The organism is Staphylococcus auricularis, assembly GCF_051172115.1.
Classification (GTDB): domain Bacteria; phylum Bacillota; class Bacilli; order Staphylococcales; family Staphylococcaceae; genus Staphylococcus; species Staphylococcus auricularis_A.
The window spans coordinates 33,709-60,018 of sequence record NZ_JBPIZN010000001.1 but is presented as its reverse complement, the minus strand read 5'-3'; the positions used below and the strand labels follow the sequence as shown (position 1 = coordinate 60,018).

The window sequence follows — 26,310 nt, the reverse complement described above, 5'->3', positions numbered from 1 at the left end:
CATGATTATGTATAGTTTATACTATCTGATTTTAAAGTTTAACATTAAACGTTTACCAGTACAATTTAATCCCTTGCTTGTTACCAATTCATTAAAAAAAAGTAATGAAACTGTAATTTCATTACTCTTGATTTTTATGGTAGTCCATCATGATAAAACTGACAGCTTGTGATTTATTTCTGTAAAAGTAAGGTGTTAAGTCTATGTGGCCTTCTGTATCTCCTTCACGATAAAACATTTCTTTGGACACATTATTAATCATAACGAAGTCTGATTTATCTTTGATCGCATCTAAATCGTCGTGTCGCGCGAAGAAATGTTCTAAATTCAAGTGTGCGTAATCCATAATTACCTCCTTAACCTTTTTTAGGTAAGTTATGCTATTATGTCGAATCTTGTTATTAGGTCCTCAAAGCATTTATATTCCATCTTAAATACAATATCTATCATTACTATTTAACACCTTATGGCTTCATTTGGCAAATGAAATTAATCAGCCTATCGAGTAAATTGAAGATATCCGGAAATACACGTTGTATATGCAACTTTTGGAGTCATGCAATGAATTTCGAATATTACTATGAAAAGCATCACAAAATCATACATTACTTGCTAAAAAAATATAGAATCAACTATAATTATGACGAGTATTATCAACAACTGCTTATTAAATTTTGGGAACTACTTCAACATTATCATCCTCAAAAATCTAACTCACTTCCGCAATATCTTTTTACCCGCTTAAATTTTCACCTCATCGACCTATTCCGTAAACAATCAACCCAGTCTAATCATAACGAAATGATTGCTCAAGAATTGACGCACAGAACCATGACGACTGATTTGCAGTCATCGGAAACTTCATTATGTTATGTTCAATTTTTGAGACAGTTGAACTCACGCGAACGTCACGTTTTGCGGTTAAAATTAGCCGGTTATACCCATAAAGAAATTGCGCACAAACTCGGCTGTTCTATTAGTTCGATCAAATATTATAAGCAAGCCATTAAGAGGAAATATCTTCAATTTCTTCAATCACAGGAGGTATAACTTGCATCAGTATCATGATTTACTCTATCTACAAACCTCAACAGATTCCAATAGCCAAACGATGATACAGTGGCCAGATAAAAAAGAATTCAGCACACGCACCTTACCCCATGTACTGAATTCCATTTTAAAACTATACTTACGAGATATTAAATTACAGCGAGAAACGCCGAAACGCCTACTTAACATCAATAAACGCGTCCCACTTTATGTCTGTGATCAACTTGTATTACTGCCACTCAAACCCCAACGTGCTACGATTCAATATTATGTGAATGCGATTAATATCCATCATATTGAGCATCACGGCGACCGCACGAAAATACACTTCGTGAACGCGCATACGCTAATGATTGATGAACCTTACACATTGATATATAGAAAATGGAAAGAAAGCATCGCACTCATCCACTTCATTAAACTCCACTGTTTCATTTAGTTAAACCATTACTCATGTCTTAAACGATTCATTTTATATTCCAATAATTTTTTCGTGAAATAACCCGTGAGTTGTTTAATAAAGAAAATACTAAGCACAATCAACAAGATTGCACCGATCAATGTTAGGATAACGACAAGCATTGAACGCTGCACCTCAGGATTTACAAAGGATTGCACTGCTGCCAAACTTGTGAGTAACCCAAATAGAAATAATCCGAGAAGTATCACGTAAACAAATATCATACAGAACAATAATAGAAAGAATTGACCTGTAGAAGGCTGTTTTTCTTTAAAGACATATGTTTTTAAAAATGAATTAGCGAAACGGATGGGTTTTTTCATATCTATCTCTGTAGAGGATTGTTCTAAGTTGCTGAAAACTGACTCTAGTTGTGCTTTTTCTTTCTTATTCAAAAACCATAGTTGTTTGCGGACTTGTTGTTTAAATGTGTCTAATGACATATATCTTTGCTCCTTTTATTTTAACCCTATCTACATGTTTAAATGATAGCTAAAGTCAAACCATCACGCAATGGTTCTCTATGAGTTGTTGGATTTGGTTCTATTTAATGAAGTTAAAACTGCTGTTTTACAAGCAACACAATTGTATCACGTATGTAAAAAGAGGAGACGAGTTCAACATCCTTTGGCTCGTCCCCTCTTTCATTATGTCTTACTTTTTAACTAATAGGTATTTTACAGAATAGAAAGACCTGAAGCTTGGATATCTTTCGCAAAGCCTTTCACTGTATCAACAGATAATTCATTAATATCTTTACCAAGATTATTGTTTACTTTTTTAACAACGTCTGCAGGACATGTAATGATATCTGCACCAATTTCATCCGCTTGAATCACATTGATGACTTCACGACAGCTTGCCCATAATAATTTCACACCATCTTTACTGTGTGTCACTTCAACAGCATCTTTCATGAGTGGAAGTGGATCTACACCAGTATCTGCAATACGACCAGCAAAGACAGATACATACGTAGGTACTCCTTCTGTCACTGCTTCTGTGATTGCTTTAACTTGGTCTAACGTATAAACTGCTGTCACGTTTAAACGAACTTGATTAGCGGAAAGTTTTTCGATTAATGGAATGGTAGATTCACCATCAGTTGTGACGATTGGAATTTTAACAAATACATTGTCACCGTACTGTTTTAAAATTTCTGCTTCGCGTTCCATTGTGTCGAGATCATCTGCGAACACTTCGAATGAAATAGAAGCATCAGGGATTTCACGAACCGCTTCTTCTGCAAAAGCTTTATAATCTGATACACCTGCTTTAGCCATTAAGCTTGGATTAGTTGTAAAACCGTCTACTTCATTATTTTTATAAGCTGATTTCATTGACTCAATGTCAGCACCATCAGCGAAAACTTCAACATTTAATTGCTCTCTTGCCATTATTTTCCCTCCGAACTGTGATAACAACTAAGTAAGGTAATATTTCATCCTATCGATTGATACCAGTTTAGTTTGTTATCATTAAATATGTTTCAATTCAATGTCATTTATATCACGAGCATGATGTATATTCTATATTTTTGCTTATACTTTGTGGTAATAATAAAAATCTTTCTATGTATGTGTGTGATAAGTTAAAAAATAATTCCTTTTTTATTTCAACTTATGGTATGATGAGATAACGAATTGCAGGAGGAACTAAGGATGAGACGATCAAAGATTTACTTTTATTTATCAAGTTTATTAATCATTATAAGCTTTTATTTTAATACGAGAAATCCTTTGTTGAACACGCATTTTAATTCCGTTTTTAAAATCATCTTTGTGTGCAGTGTGATTAATGCGATTATTTTAATATTAGCGATTATATTTGCAGACAAATCAATCAAGAACTTAAATGACCGCAAAAGCTGGGTAAGAGGTGCAAGTCATGCGTTACCGTATATTTTACTCGTGGTCATCCTTATACATATCGTAGCTGCACTCAGCACGTTTGGCTTTTTATTTTAATATGAAACCAACGTAGGATCCATACCTTTTGCAATTGAATAAAGGTTGAGATCCTACATTTTTATTTCCTGTTAGGAGGTCGTAACAGTGCAATATGTTTACATTTTTGTGGGTGGTGCAATCGGAGCTAGCTTGCGTTACCTCATTTCACAGTTGAATATCGGACTTACCTTTCCATTAGGTACATGGCTTGTAAATATCATTGGCGCTTTTGCGATGGCCTGGTGCAGTACGACAGCCCTCTCCTTGTTAAATCAACGTCCTAAATTGAAGAAAGGTTTAACAACTGGGCTCATCGGTGCACTGACCACATTTTCTACCTTCCAGTTTGAACTCATCCATTTATTCGAACAAGATAACATACCGATGCTCTTTATTTATGCTATTACGAGCTATGTTTGTGGCCTTGCTGCTTGTTTAATGGGTATGAAGTTAGGAGGTAGACGACATGCTTAACTTATTAGGTGTGTGCATCGGTGGTGGTATAGGTGCCGTCGTTCGCGCTTGGATCACAGACTTGTATAAACAGCACTTACGCCAAACCATCCCTATCGCGACATTGCTTGTCAACTTGATCGGTAGCCTTTGTATCGGCATATTTGCCCACATTGCTTTGTTTAATGATAGTATGTACCCGCTCGTCATTGTAGGCTTTTTAGGTGGGTTAACGACATTTTCAACCTTAATGTATGAATTGGCGCAAATGTTACAAGCACAACAATGGTTAAAATGGCTCGTTTATTCAATGTTGCAATATGGTTTGTGCTTTGTTGCCTGCTTTATCGGTTATAGGTGGATATAATCCATTAAACGAACTTCGATATCTATTTAATTGAACGGTGGTAGTGATCAGGATCAGGGCCAGTACGTTTATCTTCATTGAGATTATCTAATGTTGCCATCTGATCTTCAGTTAATTCAAAATCAAACACATCGATATTTTCTTCTATACGAGCTGGTGTTTGAGATTTAGGTATAACGACCACATCGTGTTGTAAATTCCATCTTATGATGACTTGGGCTGGTGTACGTCCGACTTCATTTGCAACAGATTGGACGGTTTCATCATTCAATAAATCACCATTTAACAATGGAGACCATGATTCCATCAATATGTTTTGAACATCTAAATACATATTCAATTCTTTTTGCAGAAAATAAGGATGAAATTCGATTTGATTAATGACCGGTTTAATAGATACTTGAGCAAACAGTGCTTCTAAGTGTGAAACATTAAAATTGCTCACACCAATATTTTTCACTTTATTATCTCTGTATAAGTCTTCCATACCTCTCCATGTATCTACCATTAATGCTTCATCGGTACCCGGCCAATGCATCAAATATAAATCCAAATAATCAAGACCTAATTTCTTGAGTGATGTCTCATACGCCGCTTCTACATTGCCACTTCCGTAATCGTCTATCCATAATTTAGATGTAATAAATAAATCACTGCGTGTTAATCCAGTACTTTCTAATCCCGCTCTAATACCTTCACCGACCGCTTGTTCATTTTCGTAAACCATCGCTGTATCAATGCTTCGATATCCCACTTCAATTGCATGTTGTACCGCTTCTTTACACTTTGCTTCATCTTCTATGCGATACGTACCAAATCCCAATTTAGGCATCACATTCCCATTATAAAACGTAACTTGATTCAACGTGACACAATCCCCTTTCGATTATAGCTTTTATATTTAGTTTAACACGTATCCTATGATATAGAAAAAATGGACATAAAGAAAATGACGTAAATCAAAATTGAAATAAACGCGCGACACACTGATTTAAAAAACAAAAGGCAGAAAAATACCGGGACGACGTGACGCCCCGGTTAAGCTATAGATATTCACTTTAATTAAATGATTCGATTTCATCCATAATGCGTTGTAAATCATCGACACTGTATTGGATGCGGCCATGGAATACAAATTTGTTAAAGAATTCGTCGAGTTGTTCTGGTCCAACCAATATTTTTGAACTAGAGCTTTGTGCGTAATTAGCGATAGATACAGCACCTTCACGTTTAGGATTGAAGTATAAAATCGTTGTTGGTGTGTATTTTAAGTTGAGCTCTGTTTGCATATCACCTGCTAGAGCCTCAACGTCTGCTAGCTGTTTCGTATAATCTACGAATGTTAATTGATGTTGATCTTCGTCACTTTGATCTAAAGCAATTGTTTGAGGTTGTTGTGGATTTAAGTTCAATGTAGTAAACACTTGTTCTAATAACGGTTGTTCTTTAAATTGATTTGCACTCACACCATTGAGCACATGACCTTTCAATAAGTTAGAGTCAATGATATATAAGCCTGTACGTGTCAATACAAGATGACTCACACGTCTCACATCGCCATATTCATTACCTGGTAAGAAGATGTTTGCCATGATATGCATATCTTCTGGACGAATACGTTTTTCTTTCACGAGTCGATCTCTGATTTCAATCAATTTCATATCAGTGATATATTCACTATGATTTTTAGTGAATAATTTCAACGCATCAATTTCTTTATCTTTGTTAGCAACCGTCGTTTCATATTCTTCTTTTTGTTTTGTGACTGCTTTTTTATTTTCAATGCGTTCTTTTTCTAACGCATCTTCATAATCATCATTTAATTGTTTGTGCTTAGATGCATATGATTCTTCAATTTTCTGTTTCGTGTTCTTTTTACTGATCAATGTAACGATCCATAACACTAAAAACACAATAGCAACAATGATTGCTCCGATTACAAAGATTAAGCTACTATCCATCATGTTAAAATAACGCTCCTTTTATATCCTCAATAACTCTATTATAGTCGTTTTTCTCTATTCTTTCAGCTCTGTTGCTATGTTTGATGTTTTAAAAAAGAGCCTTTTATGCTTTAACTGTATCTTTCAAAACGTTAACTTTATCTAATTTTTCCCAAGGGAGCAACACATCAGTACGTCCAAAGTGGCCATACGCCGCAGTTTGTTTATAAATCGGTTGTTTTAAATCCAACATTTTAATAATGCCAGCAGGGCGCAAATCGAAATGTTTGCGTACGGCATCTACAAGCGTTTGTTCAGATACTTTTCCTGTACCAAATGTATCGATGGATATAGACACAGGTTCTGCCACCCCTATCGCATAAGCTAGTTGCACTTCACATTGCTCTGCAAGTTCTGCCGCTACAATATTTTTCGCTACATAACGTGCGGCATACGCTGCAGAACGGTCGACTTTCGTCGGATCTTTACCACTGAAGCATCCACCGCCATGACGTGCATAACCGCCATATGTATCCACGATGATTTTTCTACCTGTTAAACCTGCATCTCCTTGAGGTCCTCCGATAACGAAACGTCCTGTTGGATTAATGAAGAATTTTGTATCGTCGTCGATTAATTTTTCAGGAACTGTCGGATAAATGACATGTGTTTTAATATCTTGTTGAATTTGTTCTAGTTCAACGTCTTCAGCATGTTGTGCTGATACAACGATTGTATCAATGCGAGCAGGTTGATTGTCCTCATCATATTCAACCGTGACCTGCACTTTACCATCTGGACGTAAATAATCAATAATATGATCTTTGCGCACATCGGCTAAGCGCTGCGCGAGCTGATGAGATAAGAAAATCGGTAATGGCATATACGTATCCGTTTCATTTGTGGCGTAACCAAACATTAAACCTTGGTCCCCGGCACCAGTTGCTTCGATTTCTTCCTCAGATATCTCATTCCGATATTCGAGTGCTTGATCGACACCTTGTGCGATATCAGGTGATTGCTCATCAATTGCCGTGAGCACCGCCATAGTTTGGCTATCATAACCGAATTTTGCTCGTGTATAACCAATACCTTCGATAGTATCTCTTACGACTTTAGGAATATCTACATATGTGGTTGTACTTATTTCACCTGTGATTAAAGCTAGACCTGTTGTGACCATTGTCTCACAAGCGACTCTTGCGTTCGGATCATCTTTTAAAATTTGATCTAAAATCGCATCAGAAACTTGGTCTGCAATTTTATCAGGATGCCCTTCTGTCACAGATTCGGAAGTAAATAATCGTTTGTTATGTGTCATCTTTTTCTCCTTCAATGCATAGTACGAGAATTTCTTATCTTGAGCCAATTTATAAAAAAGAGCCTTCTTCACTATTAAATAGAGAGAAGGCTCGATACGTCCATTCGCTCTTATCGTTCAGACGTTATGTCTGCAAACGGTTTGGCACCTTTCTTCATGCTCGAGAAGAGGTTGCTGGGTTTCATTGGGTCCATGTCCCTCCACCACTCAGGATAAGAGAATCCGTCTTTCCTTATATTACCGAATCGGTAGTGGGATGTCAATTTAATATGAGTATGAAAATGATGATGTAATTTGGTATGGATTAATGAAAGAAATATGTTATACTTTTTAATTGTAAAGGCTTACATATTATTTCCAGTGGAGGGATCAATTTGACGCGAGATACGTATACTTATACGGATAAAATTAAAGAACTTATTACAAAAGAAAGTTCCCAATTTCAATTAACTACAACTGAACTTTATTACAAAATCATACAAAACAATGAAGGCGAATTAACACAATCAGGTGCCGTTAATGCACGTACGGGTAAATATACAGGCCGTTCTCCAAAAGATAAATTTATCGTGGCAGAACCTTCTTACAAGGACGATATTGATTGGGGCGACGTGAACCAACCGATTGAAGAAACAACATTCCTAAACTTATTAGATAAAGTGTTAGATTATTTACACGAAAAAGAAGAACTATACGTATTTAAAGGCTATGCAGGCAGCGATGAAGATTCACAACTGAAACTCACTGTCGTGAACGAATTTGCTTGGCATAATCTCTTTGCCCAAAATATGTTTATTCGACCAAGCAGTAAAAAAGAAGCTGAATCAATCAAATCTGGTTTCTCGATTGTCTCAGCTCCTTTATTCAAAGCTGATCCAGCTGTCGATGGCACAAATTCAGAAACATTTGTCATCATCTCATTCAAACACAAAATTGTACTCATCGGTGGTACAGAATATGCGGGCGAAATGAAAAAAGGTATCTTCTCAGTTATGAACTACCTTTTACCGAAAAGCGATATCATGAGCATGCACTGCTCAGCCAACGTTGGTCAAAAAGGTGATGTAGCCTTATTCTTCGGACTATCTGGTACAGGTAAAACGACGCTTTCAGCAGATCCATCACGTAATTTAATTGGTGATGATGAACATGGTTGGAATGATAATGGTATCTTCAATATCGAAGGCGGTTGCTATGCGAAAGCAATCAACTTATCTTATAAAAAAGAACCACAAATTTATAACGCCATCAAATACGGTACGGTATTAGAAAACGTCGTGGTTGATAATGATGGCACAATCGACTTTGATGATAATTACTATACAGAAAACACACGTGCTGCGTATCCGATTCATTATATCGATAACATCGTATCACCATCTAAAGCAGCACATCCGAATACAATTATCTTCCTTACTGCGGATGCATTTGGTGTGTTACCACCGATTTCTAAATTGTCTCGTGAACAAGCGATGTACCATTTCTTAAGTGGTTTCACTGCTAAATTAGCAGGTACTGAACGTGGTGTCACAGAACCTGAACCATCATTCTCTACATGCTTCGGTGCACCATTCTTACCATTAAACGCAAAAGTTTACGCAAACTTACTTGGTGAGCTCATCGACAAACATGACGTAGATGTATACCTCGTGAACACTGGTTGGACAGGTGGTAAATACGGTACAGGCCGTCGTATTAACCTCGCTTATACTCGTCAAATGGTTAACCAAGCCATCACAGGTAAATTAAAAGACACTGAATTCATCCAAGATGATACATTTGGTTTAAGTATTCCTAAAGTCGTTGAAGATGTACCAACAACTATTCTGAACCCGATCAATGCATGGAGTGATCAAGAAGCTTACAAAGCACAAGCAAACGATCTCATCCAACGATTCAATGATAACTTTGAAAAATTCGGTGAAGATGTTGCTGATATTGCTGAACAAGGCGGCTTCAAAAAATAAAATTTAAAAACAATGAAACTCGATAAAATCAAAAAAGGACGAGGCTCTCTGTTGAGTCTCGTCTTTTTTATACCTATGATAAAAAGATTTAGTTCTCTGCCTCTAATGAGATTTTTTTCGCGTATTCGACGCAAGCTAAAATTGCAGGATCTTCTAAAAGATAGCTCTTTTGCTCATGAGGTATGTCAGTCAAATCTGTATAAGAAACTGGCCCTAATGTCTCTAAATAATCGCTTTTTTCCTTAATATGCTTAATCGATGCTACAAATACATCCTTATAAAATCCCTTGCCTTGTGTACGATCAACATAATATTGAGCGATATATTGATATGCTTTCACAACAGCACCTGTTTCTTCATATAATTCTCGATGCATTGCTTGCATCGATGTTTCCCCTTTTTCTACCTTACCACCTGGGAATTCAATCCCTCTTTCTTTATGTTGCGTAAACAGATATTGTCCCTCCCATAATGGAATAATTAATACATGTTTTCCATCTGGTTCATCCGTTTCATCTGACTTAAAGGTAAGGTAAACATCATCATTTTCTTTATCTTTAAACTTCACACACGCCATCCCTTTCTACTTGTGTTAAAATGTATGATAATCAATTTGTTGGAGGATTAATTATGAAAAAAATATTTCTCGCTTTGATCCATTTTTATCAACACTATATTTCACCATTGACCCCTGCGACATGTCGATTCTATCCAACTTGTTCTGAATATACGCGAGAAGCTATTGAAATTCACGGACCCATTAAAGGCTTATGGCTTGGCATTAAAAGAATATCAAAATGTCATCCTTTCCATAAAGGTGGTTTTGACCCTGTGCCATTAAAAAAGAAGATCCTAAAAAATCGAATCAATAAGCGTTAAACGATCCGCATCTACTTCAGGAGGTTCAAAATAAATTGAGCCTCCTTTTAATATACCTGATTGAGGTACAAAATCTTGTTCAAAATAATACCCGTCAGGTGTTACATCTCCAGGGAAATCACCCAATCGTGCTAATAATGCGGTAAAATAGCGACTCAATCCAAATTCATACATGCCACCGACTACGACATGAATCCCATGTTGTTGTAATTGCTTCATCACTGTATACAGGTTATCTATGCCCCCAAGGCGAAATGGCTTCAATATAACGGTATCAATAGGGTATTGCTTGACGAGATGCATCATATCTTCTTCACTCGTTGCTTTTTCATCAATAGCTAGAGGTGCATATGCTGATGCTTCATCCATGAGATCATTTTGAAAATCAATAAACGGTTCTTCTAAATATAAAATAGCATCGTGATCTAATTGTTTTAATAATGTCATATCTTGAAATGTTAACGATTCATTAGCATCGAGTGCAATTGAAGATGAAAATGGCAACCCCTGCACGGCTCGTATATCATCTAGTACATCTGCAGACCATTTGAGTTTCACCCTTTTCGGGGCGGTCTGTTTGAGCTGTTTGAGCTTGGTTTGTGTCATCCCGCTCACAGTGGCTCCATAGTCTACAGCGAACGCTTTAAGTGGATAAAACATTTGATATAACGCCATGATCACGGTACTTCTGGCGCTTGGACAATCGTTGAGTGCGTCCGCTAACTTTTGTGCATCTTCAAATGTCTCAATCGTCGTACCTTTCACGTTTTGAAACCAGTCTTTCAAACGAGAGACGACATCCTCTATCGTTACGGCATCATACCATGCAGTACGAAAGGCATTGCATTCTCCAAAATATTGTTCTTCCTCTGTTTCTAAACCTATTACAAGTACTTCTCGCTCCTTAAGTGTCACTTTAGGTGTAGTGATCGTTTCTTTAAATGGTTCGCTATACTGATAAAAATGTAGTGATTTTAGTGTATGTAGCGTCATCAGTTTCTCCCTTACAGCCGACCGCGTTGCAATTTACCCGTAGAGGTATACGGTAATTGAGTGACACGCTCAAATGATTTTGGAATTTTATATTTTGCTAAATGTTGTTGAAAATGTTGCTGTAATGATTGCGTTTCAATCTCATGTTCTGAAATGTAATATAAATAAGGCGTCTGACCCCATGTATCATCTGTCACAGGCACACACATCGCATCCACTATTCCAGGATATTGTTTGGCTGCAGATTCTATTTCGTAAGGATAAATATTTTCCCCACCACTGATAATCAAATCTTTACGTCGGTCATAAATCATGACATAGCCTTGGTCATCAATCTCTGCGATATCACCCGTATTAAAATAGCCCTCTTCAAATACATCTGTTAAACCTTCAGGATATAAATATCCATTCATCACATTATCACCGCGAATGAGGAGTTCACCATGGCCATCTTTATTGGGTTGCTTGATTTTAACTATCACATTATCACTTGGTTTGCCCACTGTATCCGGGCGCTCAGCTAACATTTCTGGCGCAGCAGTTAAAAACTGGGAGCACGTTTCAGTCATACCAAAGGAATTGTAAATCGGTAAATGGTACTCAAGCGCTTGTTGAACCAAACCTGCAGAAAGCTTTGCCCCACCCAGTAAAATTTTTTCTAGATGATATGGTTCGTGCAATCCTGCATCCATGAGCCATTTTAATGTTTGAGGGACTAAAGAAACATGCGTGGGTTCCTCGTCCATGATGATACGTAGCATACGTTGTGCGTCAAATTTATGTTCAAGACGCATGGTAAAACCTTTCGTAAGCGCACGCAACATCACACTGAGTCCTGAAATATGATAAATCGGTAGCACAGATAACCATACGCTGTTACGATCAAAGCCTAAACTTTGTTCACAACCTTTTGCGCTGACTTCATGGTTTTTAAATGTTTGAGGGACCGCTTTTTGAGGCCCAGTTGTCCCTGACGTAAACATGATAGAAGCAATGCGATTCTCGTCATATGGCACTACATATGATTCATCCGTTAAGAATGACTCAAGATGTTGATAATTGTAGACCTTTATAGAAGCATCTAACGTTAACGGCATCGTTGTGATCACTGTGTCTACGTGAATAGAATGCATTTGAGCAATCATTTCTTTCGTTGTTAAACGCGTATTGAGCATTGCAATTTCGATACCCGCCAACCATGCTGCATTGATTAAAATAACAGCCTCCATAGAATTGTCTACATAGACACCGATTCTTGGTCTGGATAGTTGATGTAGCACATGAGCGAATTTCGATGCTTGTTCGTAACATGCACCATATGTCAGTCGTTGCTTGCCATCATCTATAAATACATTGTCTTTTTGAGTTGTTGCACGTTGTGTTAACCAAGCTTCCACTGTCATTTACCTCCTATATCTCTTTTTCTATTATAACGTTTTTAATAGTATTTTTGAGGCTCATGTTTAAATTCTTACTCACTGAATTTTTTTGTGGTTGAATTGCACGTTTTACTATTCATTTGCTATAACTGAGGAGATTTACTACGTTATTTATAAGTAATGTGTCGAGCTTGGATTAATTTTAGCAATAAAAAAACACATTTCTCGTTAGGTTTTACATCTTAACGAGAAATGCGTGACTTGTCTGTCCCCTACTATGCTTCTTTTGCATTTCTTTTAGTGATTGTGAGCACTGTACCCATTGTTAATAACAGTGTCGCCGCTAAATTTCTACCTGTATGATGATCACTTTCGCCTGTTTTAGGTAGTGTATCTTCTTTTTTGTCGGCTTTTGGATCTTGCGGTGATTGGCCGATTTCCATTTTTCTATCTACTTTATTATCTTTTGATTTTGTTGAATTGTTTTGTGTGGGAGTTATAGCAAATTCATATTGACCGACTTTGTTATAATCTTCATCACGATCAGAAGCTAAACCAGATTTGAATTCTACAACGCCGTTATCGTGTACTCGGTACGCACCCGCGTCGATTCCTGATTTATTGCTTGTCTCTATTTGGTAAAAATCACCGTGTGATTCTGGTTCAGCGAAATTTTGTTGTGAAGGATCGTATGCTTCATTTTGAGAAGCAACGTCTTGAGCAATCGCTGTTGCGTTGTCTTCTGCAACGACTTCGTATGGTCCTTCTTGGGCGTTAGCAGACCCACCAGTTAGCATTAATGAACCAGTCAAAACAGTTACAGCTGCAAAACCGAACTTTTTCACTTACAATTCCTCCCTTTACTTGGCTCACTTACAGCTTATCACACGATAATTCTAAATTATTGGCTTTGCGTATAATTTTACAAACACTTTAGATTGTTAAATAAACGTTAAAAATTTAAATCAGTTTTCTATTTTTAAGTAAGCGAATACATCACTGGTATGATCATCTTGATAAAATAATGATACTTTATTGAAAGTCATAAATTGTAAAGAATAGTTATAGGTAGATGACTCAAAACAAAGAAAGCTCTTTATTTATCGATTTTAAATTTTTTCATATTATATATAACTCATTTTAATTAATGTACTATTATCTAGATTGTAATCTAATAGCGTCGATAAACACATTGCACTAGTGTATAATAACTTTAACTAACAATAATAAAAGCTACTGGCTATTTAACATTTAAATTGAACGAGATGATTCTACACATGTTATGTCCTATTTCTATATATAAATAGACAGATGCGTTAAATCTTCTTGTATTATTTAATGGTATTTAAAAGATCAGTGGATAAAGGAGAAAAATGATGAAAAAATTATTATATTTAAGTTTAGCGAGTTTTCTCTTATTGAGTGCATGTGGAAATGAAGATGATGCCAAGGACAATAAAGTCAATGCTTCGAAGGAAAAAGATACGAAGAAAGATAAAAAATCTAAATCAGAAGTCAAACAAAAGGATAACAATCAGAAGTTAAAAGATAATAAGGCTGATGAAAATGAAACTAAAGACAATGAAAGTAATGAGATTCAAACACAAGATAATGAAGTAATCACACAAAATTCAAATGAAATGCCAGCACAAATAGACATCAATAACATCGCTGATAGAGCCATGTTAGAGCGTGTACTTTATGGTCAAGATTTCAGTGAAGGCGATAAAATACTCGCTTACAATAATGCCGTAGCTAATGGTATTATTCCGCAGGGTAATGTGTTAGAAGGTCCAGCAACTGCAGCTTATGAAAGCTCGCTTCGTGTTGAAAGTGGTGCAGAATCCTCTATATATGATAGAAACGAAACAGAAGATAATGTATATGAGGATGTTAATGCTAAAATCAACACTGCTGAAACAGAAGAAGAATACTATAACGCATTACGTGAGAAATACAATGGTGGGCTTTCTTCAGCAGAATTACAAACGAAACATCTTATTGAACAGGGACGTTATGATGGTGATGATGCTGAAGAAGTATACAATAAAATTTTAGAAGAAGAAGAAAAAATTGAAAATGGCGTATACGATCAGTACAAAAATGAATGATTCTTCCCCTATTTCAAGTAATTTTTAAAATAATAGGGAGAAATGATATGATAGCTTCACTTTTTACTAATAGAATGTAAAGCTAGTTTTAATAAATAGCCATTTTAAGTTTAAAATAACACTATAGGTGGATAAAAATGGCCTTATTTTCACAAAAACAACCCTCTCTCACAAAAAAATGATATAATTTTTCACTCTCTATTTGGAAATATGCAAAGTATATTGCATTATCTTAAGCCTGTCATCATCCCCTTTTTGTAAAATGTTAAATTTATGCCTTTTGCAATAAACAAAAGTAAAACATAAATTTAATTCTGAATTTACAAATAATCAAAACTTTCGGGATATAATGAAAGTACCGACGGTGATAAAAATATTTCAAAAAGGAGAGTTTTAGAATGAAAAAACTTTTATTTTTAGCATTAGCTGGTTTCTTAGTTTTAGGAGCATGTGGTAACGAGGAAGGCGAAGATTCTCAAGATAACGAACCGTCACAAAGCGAAGAAGATAGCAGCTCAGAAGATGAAGGTCAAAGCGAAGACGAATCTAGTGAAGACGAATCTTCTGAAGATGACGCTACTGAAGACGATTCAAGTGAAGATGAATCTTCTGATGACGAATCTTCTGATGACGACTCAACTGAAGATGAATCTTCTGACGACGAATCTTCTGAAGACGCTCAATAATTAACTAGTGATTAAAATTTAAGATTAACCATAAACAAAGTACTCTATTGTATTTGCCATTGGTTTTAAAATATAGAGTATGATATTTACTAAATACCCCCTTCACAGATAATTCTTAAAATCTGTGTTGGGGGTATTGTCTTTTTCTTAAAAGTTGTTTACTTTTCACTACAATTGTCTTATTATTTTATTAAGTTGTCTAAGACATTTAACTATTTAAATTTTTATAGTCTTATACCTATGATTAATATAGAGAAATAGTGTGGATATTTTAAAAGAAGCAAATAAAAATAATAGCTAAAATTGAAATACTCGCTTAATTTGAAAGCCATAGTGTAGATTACTATCTTATTTTATTTGTTAATTTCAAAAGACATGACCAAATTTGAAAACGCATACACACATATTAATGCACTATGGAGATGGCAATTCAATTTATACTCTCTTTCATCACTTTACTTTTAATTTTTTACACCCTTCTCTTCATTTTCTATAAACTGTAATAACGTGATGAACGATCCAGAAAATAATGTTTGATATAACGTCTTCAAATTAATTTTTAAGTGAGGAGTCGAATTATGAAGAAAAAGTTATTATTTTTAACGCTAGCAAGTTTTTTAGTGCTTGGCGCATGTGAGGATTCGGAGAAAAAAGATTCAGAGGAAAGTAAAGCTTCTGAAACAAAGAAGAAAGATGATTCTAAGAAAGAAGAAAAGCAAAAGGATAAATCAACCTCAAAAGAAGAAAAAACAAATGAACAAAAAGGCGAAGAAAAGTCAGAAGAATCAAATAAAGAAAAAGAAAGCGAAACGACCGCAGAACCTGCAGCAGGAACAACTGCGCGAATTCCAATGAAATTATCTGCTACAGTAGATGGCGATACTGCTAAATTTATTTACAAAGGAGCGGTAAAGTCCTTCAGATTCTTACTTATTGATACTCCCGAAACCAAACACCCACGTGTAGGAAAACAACCTTTTGGCGAAGAAGCTTCAAACCGTACCGCTGAATTACTCAAGCAAGCCAAAAAAATTGAAGTTGAATTCGATGTCGGCGAAAAGAAAGACAAATATGATAGATATCTCACATACGTTTATGTAGACGGTAAATTATTAAACAATATTTTAGTTAGAGAAGGATTAGCAAAAGTAGCTTACGTTTACGTTCCTAACACTCGCTATCTAAGTGATTTAGAGGCTTCACAAGAGCAAGCAAAAGCAGAACAAATCGGCATTTGGAGTTTAGGTTCAGCATTTGAAGATGAAGCAGCAAATAATGCGAATGGCAATAATAACAACGATGCCACTGTTAATGACAATAATAATGCACCGGCAACGAATGAAAACAACAATGCAGCTAATGATACAACTGGCGCAAATAATACAGTGGATAATACTCAAGTGCCAAATGAAAATGTTCAAGCATTTGCTAGTTCAAGCGAAAGCTTTGCAAACTGTACTGCATTAAGAGAAGTTTATCCAAATGGTGTGCCAAGCGATCACCCTGCTTATGAACCAAGACATGACCGTGACAAAGATAATTTTGCTTGTGAAGCGAATTAATTTAAAGTACAAACCGAAAGTTAACATTTAAATTTTTTCTTTAATAAGTTATCGCCTTTAATAATTAACCAACGATTTTGTACAACTAAATAAGTGACTTTATCATCTTCGCCACTTTTATAAAGTACTTAAGACTAGTCAGGCAATGTGAGTTATTTTTAACTATCAAGTTAGTTTAAGTTTCTAAATAACTCGTAATCTGACTAGTCATTTTTTATGTGAAAACACCTTTCCTCCTGTAAACCGCACAATATAGTCGATTGCAAATACCCTCTTACATTTTCAAATGAAGTGAAAATGTTAAAATTAAAATTTCACTGTTCAACCATCCTCTACCTTCAGTTTAAGTACTGTGCATATACATATCCCTACTCCTATATGACTTCAATATAATTCTTCACTTAGTAAATTTTATACTGTTTAACTCAGAAAAATAGTATATAATAAAATTAGAGATTCATCTTATAACTACATTTTGTATGCATTTAGAAATGCCCCCACCCTCAGACATTCAACTTTACCTTTTCATTTTTCCGAATAATCCGTATTTTTTGATATTAAAAATCTAAATTAATAAATCTAAAATTTTGGAGGTGAGAAAAATGTGACCGTATAAAACTTTATCGCGTTTCTTTTGCATATTAAAAAAGGAGTAAATAAATGCCAGAAAAACAAATTTCTAATGAAGAACTTTTACGACAACAACAGCGCCAATTTGAAGAATATAAAGAACAGCAGAGAAGAAGTACCACAAAGAAATGGTTATGGGGTTGTGGCGGTTGCCTACTCTTTGTCATTCTCATGGGTATATTATTTAGTGCTTGTACCGCAGTATTTGTGAATACGGTTGATAAAGATCTAAATGAAGTAGAAGTTGTTGATGATAAAGATAAATCATCAAAAAACAATACTTCAAATATATCTAATGAGAAAAAGCAGCATTAAAATCAGCTAAAAATTATTCGAAAACAATGCATATGTCCAAGAATGGCATATATCGTCAGTTGACGTCAGAAATCGATAAATTTTCGGAGGAAGATGCTCAATATGCTGTAGATCATTTAAAAGCTGATTATAAAGAAAATGCATTAAAAACAGCTAAAAATTACAGAAATACACTCAATATGTCTACAGGCGCAATATATAACCAACTCATTTCTGATGCGGGAAACAAGTTTACAGAAGAAGAAGCACAATATGCGATTGATCATCTAGATAAATAAAAGTAAAACTACTCTATCTAAAGTTTTCTACCTTTTACGTTTCAGTTTTAGTGAATTATAAATTCGTATTGTCCTTTTTACTTTAAAAAAATTAATTTTGAAGGTGGTAAAATGAAAAAAGTTTTATGGTTAATATTAACGAGTTCCCTCGTTTTAAGCGCTTGTAGCCAATACGGAAATGTTTCAGAAACAAAAAATGAGAAGCAAACGAGTAGTAAAGAAAGTAAGAAAGAACATACGAAGAATAAAGACGATAAAGATACTTCTAAAAAAGCATCAACTAAAAATAAACAAACCGAGAGTAATGAAACTCGACCATCTCAAGAAGAAAATAATAATACACAATACAACGAATCAGCAGATGCTCAATCACAAATGGATCAATCACAGCCAGCGCAAAATAATGCGTCTCAACAAAACACAGAAAATCATGCCAGCGCTCAACCAGTACAAGAAAATGAGAATATCCCCCAAAGTGAAAATGTCTCTGAACAACAAAATAGTATGCAAGCACCTGCACAAAATCCTAATACTGTAACTGATGACACTCAAACACAACAAGGCTATATGACGCAAGCACAGATTGATGAATGGAATCGCACTAAACCGACAACACACGATGAATCACAACTCGGATATGGCACAGGTGATTACGAAGGCGCATTAGAAGAGAGTAAACCATATTGGAATGATCCAAATGGATTTCCAGAAGGCAACCATTGGGTTCAAGAAGGCGAAGATTATGATAGTTGGGCTACGAGACAGGCAGCGAGTGAGGGAGGTGAAACACACTATAATCACGCACTATGAAAGCATTTTTTGACGTGAAGTTGACACAAACCAAAAATGCAATAGGTATGACTCCCACTTAGTGCGGATCGACAATATCTTTTATACTTTTTTATTTTTTTTAGTTTTACAACAAAGTGGTATCAGTGACACAAAAATAACCGGGAATTTATCCTGGTTTTTGTTTATTTTTAGGCACAAAAAATAAACGTACCTATTAAGATATGGTTGTTTTTTATAGTTTAGTTCAATAAATTAAATAATTTCCTATTACAAATATTAGAGAGTTAATATCTAAAATAATTCACTTGAAAAATCTTCGTATTTCTTTTTTGCTTCATTAAATAGTCGAGGTAAGCTAGAACTTAAATCACTAATAATTTTTCTATGAATTTCACTACTATGAACTGTTCCTATTTTATGGCATCTAATAAATGAGGGATCATGATTTAAATTTAAAACATTACAATCTGAACCAGTTATTTCTAAATCATATTTTGAATCTCTATAAGCTGAATTAGAAATTTTTGATATTGGCAAATAAGTAAAATCACACGGGTAAGATTCTCTTTCGCATCCAATAATGAGAGCTGGTCTTTTTTTGAATTGCTTTTGTTGTGTAGAAATATTATAGAAAGGCAGTCTTATTTTAACTATACTTCCTATCAATTGAGAAGGATTATTGTTGTACACTAACAAAATCCTCCTCCATATCTTCAAATTCATCTATATACATATCATATGTGTAATCGTACAATCTAATTTTTTTAGAATCTTCTATTATATCATCTAATAATATTTTTTTATGTCCTCTTTCATTTGACCCTAAGCCTTTTCGACTATTTATCCACGATGTTTCTTTATGAGATTTTTCTCTAAGAGCCCACGTAGCATATTTACCATATTGATAAATTGCATTTTCGATTATATATTCTTCTGTATCATTTATTTTTTCTTTTGCTTTATCGTCTTCAATATAGTATTCAAATAAGCCTCTTAAGGAAGGTAAAACAGGTCCGTGAACCCAACCTTCAAATTGTTCATCAATTATAGTTTTGCCAGTTAAAGCTAAAGATGTCTTTTGAATATAATACATCAATTTTTGAACCTTCATTTCATCGCCCACTAAACTATTTCCAGTGATTTCTTGATAAATTGAAACTAAATTTTGAACTATAATATAGGTTTTATTAGGTTGTCGTTCCACTATAACCCCTCCTTTCCTTCTACAATAATATACTCTTCAAGTGTTATTTTGTAAACTCTAAACATAAAAAAAGAGTGCACACTACTATGTATTCGAGGACGGTTAAAACGCCTTTATGCTTCTAAAAGTTGAGCACGAAATACACAGGTTTACGTGTGCACTAGAAATTATTATAAGGATAATGATATTTACAGTCAAGTTTTGATTTAATTAAATTATAGCATAAATTATTATTATGTGTATAGTAATGATGTACACAACCAGCAATGAAATCAGCAGCCTGAATTAATCGAGAATTTATCCCGGTTTTGTTTATTTTTTAGACATAAAAAAATAACCGTACCTATTAAGATACGGTTACTAGCAAGCGCCACGTATTTACTAATACGTTTAGAATCTCTTCGGTTAACTTGCTATAGACAGTCTATGCTGTTACTTTATTTTACCACAAATTTATGTATTGTAAACATGACTTTTGGGGCTGTAAAAAGTTTGTGGGAGCTTCAAACAAAATTCAGGGTGCACTATATCAGAATGACAACCTTTTTTACCAGCGAAACGTTTATATTTAGAGTTCGCTAATATATCTGCAAGTTGTATCATTCTCTCATGTTTTGAATCTAAATATTTCACTTTAATATTAACATCACAATAAGGTATGCACCCAGCATAAAATTGATGCTTTTGATAATTCCCTATATTATCTTTTTTCCAGTAATTATTTAAGTGTTGGTTCAGATATTTAGCTCGGTTAGTATCATTCGATGCTTCATTATCAATGTAAGCATAAAGTAAATCCTCGTCGTCAACTAATTTTTTATCAATAATTTTTTCGATTAATCTTCTAATCAAATAGTTTTTATGAAATCTAACTCTACTTGGGTTATCAAAATTAACTTTGGTTAACAACTCTGTTTTTTCAATCACAAAGAAAACATGAACCTCATTTGTATTACTTATAATTTCAAGTATTTTTCTGCGGTGTCTTCCACCTAACTCAGCACCTTTAAATTCACCTTTAATTTTTCTAGATTTTGCTAAACCATTAACACGTCTTTTTAGTTCATTTATAGCATTTTTGTTTTCGATAAATAATACCGGCATATATAAAATATTCATGAGTCCCATTGTTGCTCAGTTGTCCTGAATCATCAATGTACAAAAACTTTTCACTCATAGTTATACTTCCTTGTTTTTTTTAAATTAATTTTATTACAAAGGTTGGTTTTTTGATAGACCGAACATATCATCGAACATAAAAAAACAGGGACAAGCACCGTTATGCTTATCCCTAATAGGAAACGTCATCTGAATATATTGTACTAACATGTATAAACTTTATCAAGGTTATTGCTTTTGTTAAATTTAATTAATTATTCCCCATAACTCACCAACACTTTGGTTAGGTGGTGCTACGCCATTCCATTTTCTAATTGATAAATAATATCGTTGACCTTTCCAATCGTAACCTACCCAAACGTGTTCATCTTGCAACATTACTTCATCATAATCGCAATAACCACCTGGTTTGAAATCATAAGCGTACGGACAACTTCTGAATGGTCCTTGTGTACGAACCATAATAGGCTGATCACCATTTGTAAAACGCGCTTTTTCTTTCATGTAGTAAGTTCCATAGTTATTGCGTTTCCATGCTCCAGCAATCGTCGATGATGTATTGCTAGATGATTTCCCTTTAACAACTTTTGCTGTTGGGACTTTGCCGTCCATGAAAGCTCTGATTTGTTTAATAAAGTAGTCTTTAAGTTTTTTCTGTTGTTGCTTAGACAACATTCCTTGTTTTTCTGGATCGTGTCCTGTATGCAACAATGCGCTTCTATGCGGACAACTTGTGTTAGTAAATTCAACATGCAATCTTACAGTGTTACGATTCGCTTTTAAACCCCATTTTTTGAGTAACCGAGCCGCTTCTTGAAAGGCTGCTTGTTCGTTTTTCAAGAATGTTTTATCACTTGCTCCGATGCTTTGGCAGATTTCAATGCCATAATAATTTTTGTTCCCGTTTGAGTTTGCTGTATGCCATGCGATACGTTCTTCTGGTAAAGCTTGCCATACAGTATTACCGCTAATGTAACTGTGCGCTATACCTTGTTCAAGACGCTCTTGTGAAGCGTTGACAAGCCCTTTATGATAAGATTCAGCTGTGGCACCTGCACTACCCCAATCGTTGTGTAAAACTACACCTTTCGGTTTGCTACCTCTCTTATCAAGTTTATACCCTATGACTTCGTCTTCAATATATTTTAGTTTGATTGGCTTTTTCTTTGGAGCTTCCTTTTTCTTTTCAGTTGTTTTTGTAGCTGATTGCGTTGATTTTTTCGTTTCGCTCCCTTTTTTGAAAATAGGACGTATAAACCACATTGGGAAATCATAGTCATGTACGATGTATTGTGCTGGCTCTGTCATAGCCTCACCGCCTCCATGCCAATTCTGGTCTAGAGACTTGGGTTGCTGTAGATCACCGTCATGATTCCCATTAACTACAATAGCAACATGGCCATATCCACCACCATAATTCGAGTTGAATACGACTAAATCGCCATTTTTAGCCTTAAATGAAGCTGTATTATTATATACATGTGCTTCACCATTAAAGTTATTTGCATTCGGTATATCTTTGGCACCTTGTCCTTTTAAACCATGTCCGAATAATTTATCCCAGTAAACATTAGCTAGATCGAAGCATTGTGCGCCGTAGGCACCATCGTAATCCCACATTTTACCGTTCAACGTTTTAATGAATTCTTTAGCTTCCTCTTTAGTTAGTTTCGCTGGCATTTTCATCATCCTCTTTTAAAATTTGATCATCGTGATATGCGCTTGCGCCACGTTTTAAAGTTTCGTCTACTTCATCATCTGCAACATCAAAATCTACTTCATCTGAATCGTCTGTGAAAGGCTGGTTTGTATCGAAATCCTCGATTTCTTTGGCTTTAGCTTCAGGAGCTACATTTTCATCTTCTTTTTGAGGTGGCTTAACAAAATCTACGGGCATCAACCCTTGTTTACGTGGTTTGTTATATTGTTTAACGAGCTCCGTATCATTGACACCTTCTGTTGTAGGGTCGTTTATGATACCTACAGTTACAAGTAAGAGAATAATTGTGCCCAAGATGTCTGCGATTTGTTCAAGTTGTGCGCTTAAATCTAAACCAAATAATTCTGTGACTTGTTTAACGAGTAATAAACAAGCACCTACAATAGCTACGAGTGTTGGTTTATTCTTAAATCTTAATTTCCAATTCATTATTCAAAACCTCCATATAAAAAAGAGACCCTTTTCAGGATCCCTTACTTATTCAAAAAATACGTTTGCGACGAGTGTGATAATCGGTACTAGTACCACACCCACAACACTAATCCAGGCTACAATAACATCTCGATTACCTTTAGCTTCATCTTCTATTTTATTTTGAATCATTTGAATGTTTTTTTTATTTGTATCTGAGTCATGTTCCAAATCCCTAACGCGGTAGCCCATGTCACTCAGTGATGTACTTATTTTTTCCAAATGTTGTTCTGATTTAGATTGTGATTCGAAAGACTTTTCCTGCAAAATCGTCTGCTTATCAATTTTATTCAAAAGATCAGTATAGTTTTTAGTGTGCTTGTTATCAATTTGATTTATTTTTTCATTGATTTTTCCGTTGCTTTCTTGCCACTCATGTTTTAAAACATATTTATCTTCTGGCATAAATATCATTGCCACCTAAAAAACTAATAAAACATAACCATGCTGTTATTGTGATAAATTGTGCGGGTGAAATCCAATTAATCGTGTTGTATATACTTGCTGATGCGATAAAGAAATATATGATAGCTCCCCCAGCGCCTCCAATAAGCATACAGTAGTTAGATATATTATTGGTTGAGCGTTTGCCAAAAAAGCAACTTGCAAGTATAAACAAAAATCCAAAAACAATTAAAAGTGATCCCCATATCCACATAGGCATCACTCGATATAATGTGGTATAAAACTCACTTTCATGTATGACATCCTCTTGATTTACTGCGAAATAAAATCCTCGAATCGTTATAAATGCACCCAATGCTAAAAGGGATAATGTAGCTATTTTCTGGGGCACTAAAATGTTTTTATGCTTAGTCAACTTGATTCACCTCTTTTAATCGCTCTACAAATGCTATCAGCATACAAATACATATCGTCGCTCCAATTGATTTCTTTTTCTCTAACTGAGCGACTAAAATCATTATTTTTAAAAAGCATCTTGCGCTGTTGTGTTGAGAGTTCGAGTTGAACACCTTGACCTCGCGCATTTTTATTCGTGATGTTATTAGGATTTGTACCTGCAAGCCGTTTAGGCGCCCTTTCAGCTTTAAAGCCGTTGCCATTTAACAATTCAATAATGATATTTCTCATCTCTTTGTCTCGACCACCTACGTAGGTAATAACATCATTCCCTTTAACACCATGAATTGCGATAACTTGCTTCATCTTCTGACTCCATTGAATCAAAGTAGGGTAATCGTAATGTGTAGAGGTCACATGAAAATCATAATTATTTTTTCTTTTCATCGCTTTAAAACTAAAATAATTCGATCTTGATTTTTCAGCGATACATTGTGCAAGTTCAGACGTCCCCGACTCAATACCTCCACCATGAACCGCTGTAATCAAGTTGTGACTTCCTTGGTCGTAATATTCAAATTTATAATCTTTTTCTTTTCTTATGAGCTCGCTCATAGAGTTGTAAACGTCTGCCATCCTTAAAAACCTCCTATTCGATAAAGCATGTTTCACCATAAATATAATGTGATGCGTCAGCTTCCCATTCACCAGGGTTACTAATCCATACCTTGAGCTCGCCCGTCGGTTCTAATACGATTTGAGCACCGTACGCCTTTTGTGGTACCGCTCTAATGAATGCTGTATGTGTATGTGTAACAATATTTTCTGGCAATTTTGCTATAACATCACCACTTTCAAACGTATCGGCATTTATTCGCACCGTAACCATTTTATAATCTCGGTTTTGTATTGTTTTATACGCACAATCAAAACCATTTTGTTTTTTTATTTTATAATGCTTATCTTTTCTTGCATCATCGTTTAAATCATACGTGATCCAGTCGCTGACTTCGGGGATCAGTTCGTTAACTGATTGTTTAAGATCAGTCGAAAGCTCCACTAATGTCTCGTGTCTTACGAATCCCTTTGAATTAAGCAAATTCTCGATATTCGTCTTCTCAGCCCGTATATCACGCAAATGTTTTGTCCCAACATCCCTAACTTTCCTGTAATTGTCATTCGTCGTATTATTTAAGGTATTGAGGGCTCCCTCTAATGCTTCGTTTATTTCATTCTCGCTAGTTTGTCCAAGTTTCGACAATGAGGCGTAAGCGTTTTTATATTTAGTGTCTATCTCTTTCACGCCTTCAGCTGTTTTCGCTTCAACTTTTGTTATATAATCCTCCATGTTGTCTAACTTTTCTTGAATATCTTTTTCTCGTTCTCCGATGCGCTTTTTCAATTCATCAAACATGCGAATATAACTGATTTTCGTAGCGCCATTGATTTTATTTATTTTTGCATCTGCCACACTAAACGTAAATTCATTTAGCACCACAGTATCAGCGTCTGAAGGATCACCAATATTGTTAACACTGATGTAAATTTGACCCGTGACCGCTGTACCTGTTGAAGCTTGTAAGAATTCAATAGGTATCGTAATCTCCACAAGCCCCTTCATCGGATTAATATACGCGATATCTTCGACAATTTGATTAGAGCCATTAGCTGATTCCAAATATACATAGGTATTAGCGTTTTTATCGCTAACAAGCAAAGGGTGATCATCTTTAGTGATATAAAATCGTAAGACGGACGTATGATTATCCAAATTATAAAAACCTATATCTAAATCAGATATAGGCTTTAAATATGGTTCATCTTTAATATCAATTTTTCCGATTTTCTTTAATTCCATCG

32 protein-coding genes and 1 riboswitch are annotated in these 26,310 nt (G+C 35.1%); of the genes, 13 read left to right on the top strand and 19 right to left on the bottom strand.

What is annotated here, in order from left to right; translation table 11 throughout:
• Positions 1-121: 121 nt before the first annotated feature.
• Positions 122-346, bottom strand: a complete 225-nt coding sequence (locus ACSBRB_RS00395; RefSeq protein WP_435031113.1) for a hypothetical protein — start codon at positions 344-346, stop codon at positions 122-124.
• A gap of 137 nt (positions 347-483) precedes the next feature.
• Between ACSBRB_RS00395 and ACSBRB_RS00390 the strand changes: the two genes are divergently transcribed.
• Positions 484-1,050 carry a sigma-70 family RNA polymerase sigma factor gene (locus tag ACSBRB_RS00390; protein ID WP_435031112.1) on the top strand — a complete coding sequence of 189 codons (567 nt, stop codon included), beginning with the start codon at positions 484-486 and terminating at the stop codon, positions 1,048-1,050.
• Position 1,051: 1 nt separating this feature from the next.
• On the top strand, positions 1,052-1,489 hold the full coding sequence (locus tag ACSBRB_RS00385) for a competence protein ComK (RefSeq protein WP_435031111.1): 438 nt from the start codon (positions 1,052-1,054) through the stop codon (positions 1,487-1,489).
• Positions 1,490-1,497: 8 nt separating this feature from the next.
• On the opposite strand, the gene ACSBRB_RS00380 is transcribed toward ACSBRB_RS00385, so the two are convergent.
• Both ACSBRB_RS00380 and ACSBRB_RS00375 read right to left on the bottom strand, forming a co-directional pair.
• On the bottom strand, positions 1,498-1,953 hold the full coding sequence (locus ACSBRB_RS00380) for a hypothetical protein (protein ID WP_435031110.1): 456 nt from the start codon (positions 1,951-1,953) through the stop codon (positions 1,498-1,500).
• A gap of 234 nt (positions 1,954-2,187) precedes the next feature.
• On the bottom strand, positions 2,188-2,907 hold the full coding sequence (locus tag ACSBRB_RS00375) for a transaldolase (protein WP_107391642.1): 720 nt from the start codon (positions 2,905-2,907) through the stop codon (positions 2,188-2,190).
• A 264-nt stretch (positions 2,908-3,171) separates the two neighbouring features.
• Here ACSBRB_RS00375 and ACSBRB_RS00370 point away from each other — a divergent pair, with 264 nt between their 5' ends.
• From ACSBRB_RS00370 to crcB (ACSBRB_RS00360), 3 genes are all read left to right on the top strand, one after another.
• Complete coding sequence (locus ACSBRB_RS00370) at positions 3,172-3,477, top strand: hypothetical protein (RefSeq protein WP_435031109.1); 306 nt, start codon at positions 3,172-3,174, stop codon at positions 3,475-3,477.
• Positions 3,478-3,564: 87 nt separating this feature from the next.
• Positions 3,565-3,933 carry a fluoride efflux transporter CrcB gene (gene crcB / locus ACSBRB_RS00365; protein WP_435031108.1) on the top strand — a complete coding sequence of 123 codons (369 nt, stop codon included), beginning with the start codon at positions 3,565-3,567 and terminating at the stop codon, positions 3,931-3,933.
• Positions 3,926-4,279: a fluoride efflux transporter CrcB gene (gene crcB, locus ACSBRB_RS00360; RefSeq protein WP_435031107.1), complete on the top strand. Its 354-nt coding sequence runs from the start codon at positions 3,926-3,928 to the stop codon at positions 4,277-4,279. The genes crcB (ACSBRB_RS00365) and crcB (ACSBRB_RS00360) overlap by 8 nt, the downstream gene beginning before the upstream one ends.
• A gap of 22 nt (positions 4,280-4,301) precedes the next feature.
• Here the strand turns inward: crcB (ACSBRB_RS00360) and ACSBRB_RS00355 are convergent, their stop codons facing one another.
• The 3 genes from ACSBRB_RS00355 to metK form a co-directional block, all read right to left on the bottom strand.
• Positions 4,302-5,144, bottom strand: coding sequence for an aldo/keto reductase (locus ACSBRB_RS00355; protein ID WP_435031106.1), 843 nt, complete (start codon positions 5,142-5,144; stop codon positions 4,302-4,304).
• 193 nt (positions 5,145-5,337) lie between these two features.
• On the bottom strand, positions 5,338-6,240 hold the full coding sequence (locus ACSBRB_RS00350; RefSeq protein ID WP_435031773.1) for a hypothetical protein: 903 nt from the start codon (positions 6,238-6,240) through the stop codon (positions 5,338-5,340).
• Between the two features lie 106 nt (positions 6,241-6,346).
• Positions 6,347-7,543, bottom strand: a complete 1,197-nt coding sequence (metK, locus tag ACSBRB_RS00345) for a methionine adenosyltransferase (protein WP_435031105.1) — start codon at positions 7,541-7,543, stop codon at positions 6,347-6,349.
• Positions 7,544-7,650: 107 nt separating this feature from the next.
• A riboswitch (SAM riboswitch) is annotated at positions 7,651-7,762 on the bottom strand.
• A 155-nt stretch (positions 7,763-7,917) separates the two neighbouring features.
• Between metK and pckA the strand changes: the two genes are divergently transcribed.
• A complete protein-coding gene (gene pckA, locus ACSBRB_RS00340) occupies positions 7,918-9,510 on the top strand; it encodes a phosphoenolpyruvate carboxykinase (ATP) (RefSeq protein ID WP_435031104.1) in 1,593 nt (530 codons plus the stop codon).
• 88 nt (positions 9,511-9,598) lie between these two features.
• Here the strand turns inward: pckA and ytkD are convergent, their stop codons facing one another.
• Positions 9,599-10,078, bottom strand: coding sequence for an RNA deprotection pyrophosphohydrolase (ytkD, locus tag ACSBRB_RS00335; RefSeq protein WP_435031103.1), 480 nt, complete (start codon positions 10,076-10,078; stop codon positions 9,599-9,601).
• A gap of 62 nt (positions 10,079-10,140) precedes the next feature.
• Between ytkD and yidD the strand changes: the two genes are divergently transcribed.
• Positions 10,141-10,389, top strand: coding sequence for a membrane protein insertion efficiency factor YidD (yidD, locus tag ACSBRB_RS00330; RefSeq protein WP_435031102.1), 249 nt, complete (start codon positions 10,141-10,143; stop codon positions 10,387-10,389).
• Here yidD and menC read toward each other — a convergent pair.
• From menC to ACSBRB_RS00315, 3 genes are all read right to left on the bottom strand, one after another.
• Positions 10,363-11,382 (bottom strand): o-succinylbenzoate synthase, encoded by a 1,020-nt coding sequence (gene menC, locus ACSBRB_RS00325; RefSeq protein ID WP_435031101.1) that lies wholly within the window; start codon positions 11,380-11,382, stop codon positions 10,363-10,365. The genes yidD and menC overlap by 27 nt on opposite strands.
• 11 nt (positions 11,383-11,393) lie before the next feature.
• Complete coding sequence (menE, locus tag ACSBRB_RS00320; protein WP_435031100.1) at positions 11,394-12,779, bottom strand: o-succinylbenzoate--CoA ligase; 1,386 nt, start codon at positions 12,777-12,779, stop codon at positions 11,394-11,396.
• A gap of 257 nt (positions 12,780-13,036) precedes the next feature.
• The gene (locus tag ACSBRB_RS00315; protein ID WP_435031099.1) at positions 13,037-13,606 is read right to left on the bottom strand and encodes an LPXTG cell wall anchor domain-containing protein; all 570 of its coding nucleotides are present in this window, start codon (positions 13,604-13,606) and stop codon (positions 13,037-13,039) included.
• 531 nt (positions 13,607-14,137) lie between these two features.
• Between ACSBRB_RS00315 and ACSBRB_RS00310 the strand changes: the two genes are divergently transcribed.
• From ACSBRB_RS00310 to ACSBRB_RS00285, 6 genes are all read left to right on the top strand, one after another.
• Positions 14,138-14,872 (top strand): hypothetical protein, encoded by a 735-nt coding sequence (locus ACSBRB_RS00310; RefSeq protein WP_435031098.1) that lies wholly within the window; start codon positions 14,138-14,140, stop codon positions 14,870-14,872.
• Between the two features lie 398 nt (positions 14,873-15,270).
• A complete protein-coding gene (locus tag ACSBRB_RS00305) occupies positions 15,271-15,558 on the top strand; it encodes a hypothetical protein (RefSeq protein WP_435031097.1) in 288 nt (95 codons plus the stop codon).
• 578 nt (positions 15,559-16,136) lie between these two features.
• Positions 16,137-17,120 (top strand): thermonuclease family protein, encoded by a 984-nt coding sequence (locus ACSBRB_RS00300; RefSeq protein WP_435031096.1) that lies wholly within the window; start codon positions 16,137-16,139, stop codon positions 17,118-17,120.
• A 660-nt stretch (positions 17,121-17,780) separates the two neighbouring features.
• Positions 17,781-18,065, top strand: coding sequence for a hypothetical protein (locus ACSBRB_RS00295; protein WP_435031095.1), 285 nt, complete (start codon positions 17,781-17,783; stop codon positions 18,063-18,065).
• A gap of 32 nt (positions 18,066-18,097) precedes the next feature.
• On the top strand, positions 18,098-18,343 hold the full coding sequence (locus ACSBRB_RS00290; protein WP_435031094.1) for an Ltp family lipoprotein: 246 nt from the start codon (positions 18,098-18,100) through the stop codon (positions 18,341-18,343).
• A 111-nt stretch (positions 18,344-18,454) separates the two neighbouring features.
• Complete coding sequence (locus ACSBRB_RS00285; RefSeq protein ID WP_435031093.1) at positions 18,455-19,153, top strand: hypothetical protein; 699 nt, start codon at positions 18,455-18,457, stop codon at positions 19,151-19,153.
• A gap of 273 nt (positions 19,154-19,426) precedes the next feature.
• On the opposite strand, the gene ACSBRB_RS00280 is transcribed toward ACSBRB_RS00285, so the two are convergent.
• From ACSBRB_RS00280 to ACSBRB_RS00240, 9 genes are all read right to left on the bottom strand, one after another.
• Positions 19,427-19,825 carry a type II toxin-antitoxin system PemK/MazF family toxin gene (locus ACSBRB_RS00280; RefSeq protein ID WP_435031092.1) on the bottom strand — a complete coding sequence of 133 codons (399 nt, stop codon included), beginning with the start codon at positions 19,823-19,825 and terminating at the stop codon, positions 19,427-19,429.
• Positions 19,812-20,339: a Panacea domain-containing protein gene (locus ACSBRB_RS00275; protein WP_435031091.1), complete on the bottom strand. Its 528-nt coding sequence runs from the start codon at positions 20,337-20,339 to the stop codon at positions 19,812-19,814. The genes ACSBRB_RS00280 and ACSBRB_RS00275 overlap by 14 nt, the downstream gene beginning before the upstream one ends.
• A 453-nt stretch (positions 20,340-20,792) precedes the next feature.
• Entirely contained in the window at positions 20,793-21,467 is a 675-nt protein-coding gene (locus tag ACSBRB_RS00270; protein WP_435031090.1) for a DUF3800 domain-containing protein, read from the bottom strand.
• A gap of 237 nt (positions 21,468-21,704) precedes the next feature.
• The gene (locus ACSBRB_RS00265) at positions 21,705-23,138 is read right to left on the bottom strand and encodes an SH3 domain-containing protein (RefSeq protein WP_435031089.1); all 1,434 of its coding nucleotides are present in this window, start codon (positions 23,136-23,138) and stop codon (positions 21,705-21,707) included.
• The gene (locus ACSBRB_RS00260) at positions 23,119-23,607 is read right to left on the bottom strand and encodes a phage holin (protein WP_233647567.1); all 489 of its coding nucleotides are present in this window, start codon (positions 23,605-23,607) and stop codon (positions 23,119-23,121) included. Before ACSBRB_RS00260 ends, ACSBRB_RS00265 begins: the two co-directional genes overlap by 20 nt.
• A 48-nt stretch (positions 23,608-23,655) precedes the next feature.
• Positions 23,656-24,054, bottom strand: coding sequence for a hypothetical protein (locus ACSBRB_RS00255; RefSeq protein WP_435031088.1), 399 nt, complete (start codon positions 24,052-24,054; stop codon positions 23,656-23,658).
• Positions 24,041-24,469, bottom strand: a complete 429-nt coding sequence (locus ACSBRB_RS00250; RefSeq protein WP_435031087.1) for a hypothetical protein — start codon at positions 24,467-24,469, stop codon at positions 24,041-24,043. The genes ACSBRB_RS00255 and ACSBRB_RS00250 overlap by 14 nt, the downstream gene beginning before the upstream one ends.
• Positions 24,466-25,086: a poly-gamma-glutamate hydrolase family protein gene (locus ACSBRB_RS00245; protein WP_435031086.1), complete on the bottom strand. Its 621-nt coding sequence runs from the start codon at positions 25,084-25,086 to the stop codon at positions 24,466-24,468. The genes ACSBRB_RS00250 and ACSBRB_RS00245 overlap by 4 nt, the downstream gene beginning before the upstream one ends.
• Before the next feature lie 13 nt (positions 25,087-25,099).
• A complete protein-coding gene (locus ACSBRB_RS00240) occupies positions 25,100-26,308 on the bottom strand; it encodes a BppU family phage baseplate upper protein (RefSeq protein ID WP_435031085.1) in 1,209 nt (402 codons plus the stop codon).
• Between the last annotated feature and the right edge of the window lie 2 nt (positions 26,309-26,310).

Coding starts and splice junctions, on each gene's coding strand:
- ACSBRB_RS00375 (WP_107391642.1), bottom strand. CDS start 2,907: ATGGCAAGAGAGCAATTAAATGTTGAAGTTTTCGCTGATGGTGCTGAC.
- crcB (WP_435031107.1), top strand. CDS start 3,926: ATGCTTAACTTATTAGGTGTGTGCATCGGTGGTGGTATAGGTGCCGTC.
- ACSBRB_RS00255 (WP_435031088.1), bottom strand. CDS start 24,054: ATGCCAGAAGATAAATATGTTTTAAAACATGAGTGGCAAGAAAGCAAC.
- ACSBRB_RS00290 (WP_435031094.1), top strand. CDS start 18,098: ATGTCCAAGAATGGCATATATCGTCAGTTGACGTCAGAAATCGATAAA.
- ACSBRB_RS00260 (WP_233647567.1), bottom strand. CDS start 23,607: ATGAATTGGAAATTAAGATTTAAGAATAAACCAACACTCGTAGCTATT.
- metK (WP_435031105.1), bottom strand. CDS start 7,543: ATGACACATAACAAACGATTATTTACTTCCGAATCTGTGACAGAAGGG.
- ACSBRB_RS00240 (WP_435031085.1), bottom strand. CDS start 26,308: ATGGAATTAAAGAAAATCGGAAAAATTGATATTAAAGATGAACCATAT.
- ACSBRB_RS00270 (WP_435031090.1), bottom strand. CDS start 21,467: ATGGGACTCATGAATATTTTATATATGCCGGTATTATTTATCGAAAAC.
- ACSBRB_RS00370 (WP_435031109.1), top strand. CDS start 3,172: ATGAGACGATCAAAGATTTACTTTTATTTATCAAGTTTATTAATCATT.
- ACSBRB_RS00310 (WP_435031098.1), top strand. CDS start 14,138: ATGAAAAAATTATTATATTTAAGTTTAGCGAGTTTTCTCTTATTGAGT.
- menC (WP_435031101.1), bottom strand. CDS start 11,382: ATGACGCTACATACACTAAAATCACTACATTTTTATCAGTATAGCGAA.
- ACSBRB_RS00390 (WP_435031112.1), top strand. CDS start 484: ATGAAATTAATCAGCCTATCGAGTAAATTGAAGATATCCGGAAATACA.
- ACSBRB_RS00305 (WP_435031097.1), top strand. CDS start 15,271: ATGAAAAAACTTTTATTTTTAGCATTAGCTGGTTTCTTAGTTTTAGGA.
- ACSBRB_RS00395 (WP_435031113.1), bottom strand. CDS start 346: ATGGATTACGCACACTTGAATTTAGAACATTTCTTCGCGCGACACGAC.
- ACSBRB_RS00245 (WP_435031086.1), bottom strand. CDS start 25,086: ATGGCAGACGTTTACAACTCTATGAGCGAGCTCATAAGAAAAGAAAAA.
- ACSBRB_RS00285 (WP_435031093.1), top strand. CDS start 18,455: ATGAAAAAAGTTTTATGGTTAATATTAACGAGTTCCCTCGTTTTAAGC.
- yidD (WP_435031102.1), top strand. CDS start 10,141: ATGAAAAAAATATTTCTCGCTTTGATCCATTTTTATCAACACTATATT.
- ACSBRB_RS00300 (WP_435031096.1), top strand. CDS start 16,137: ATGAAGAAAAAGTTATTATTTTTAACGCTAGCAAGTTTTTTAGTGCTT.
- ACSBRB_RS00295 (WP_435031095.1), top strand. CDS start 17,781: ATGCCAGAAAAACAAATTTCTAATGAAGAACTTTTACGACAACAACAG.
- ACSBRB_RS00350 (WP_435031773.1), bottom strand. CDS start 6,240: ATGGATAGTAGCTTAATCTTTGTAATCGGAGCAATCATTGTTGCTATT.
- ACSBRB_RS00265 (WP_435031089.1), bottom strand. CDS start 23,138: ATGCCAGCGAAACTAACTAAAGAGGAAGCTAAAGAATTCATTAAAACG.
- ACSBRB_RS00380 (WP_435031110.1), bottom strand. CDS start 1,953: ATGTCATTAGACACATTTAAACAACAAGTCCGCAAACAACTATGGTTT.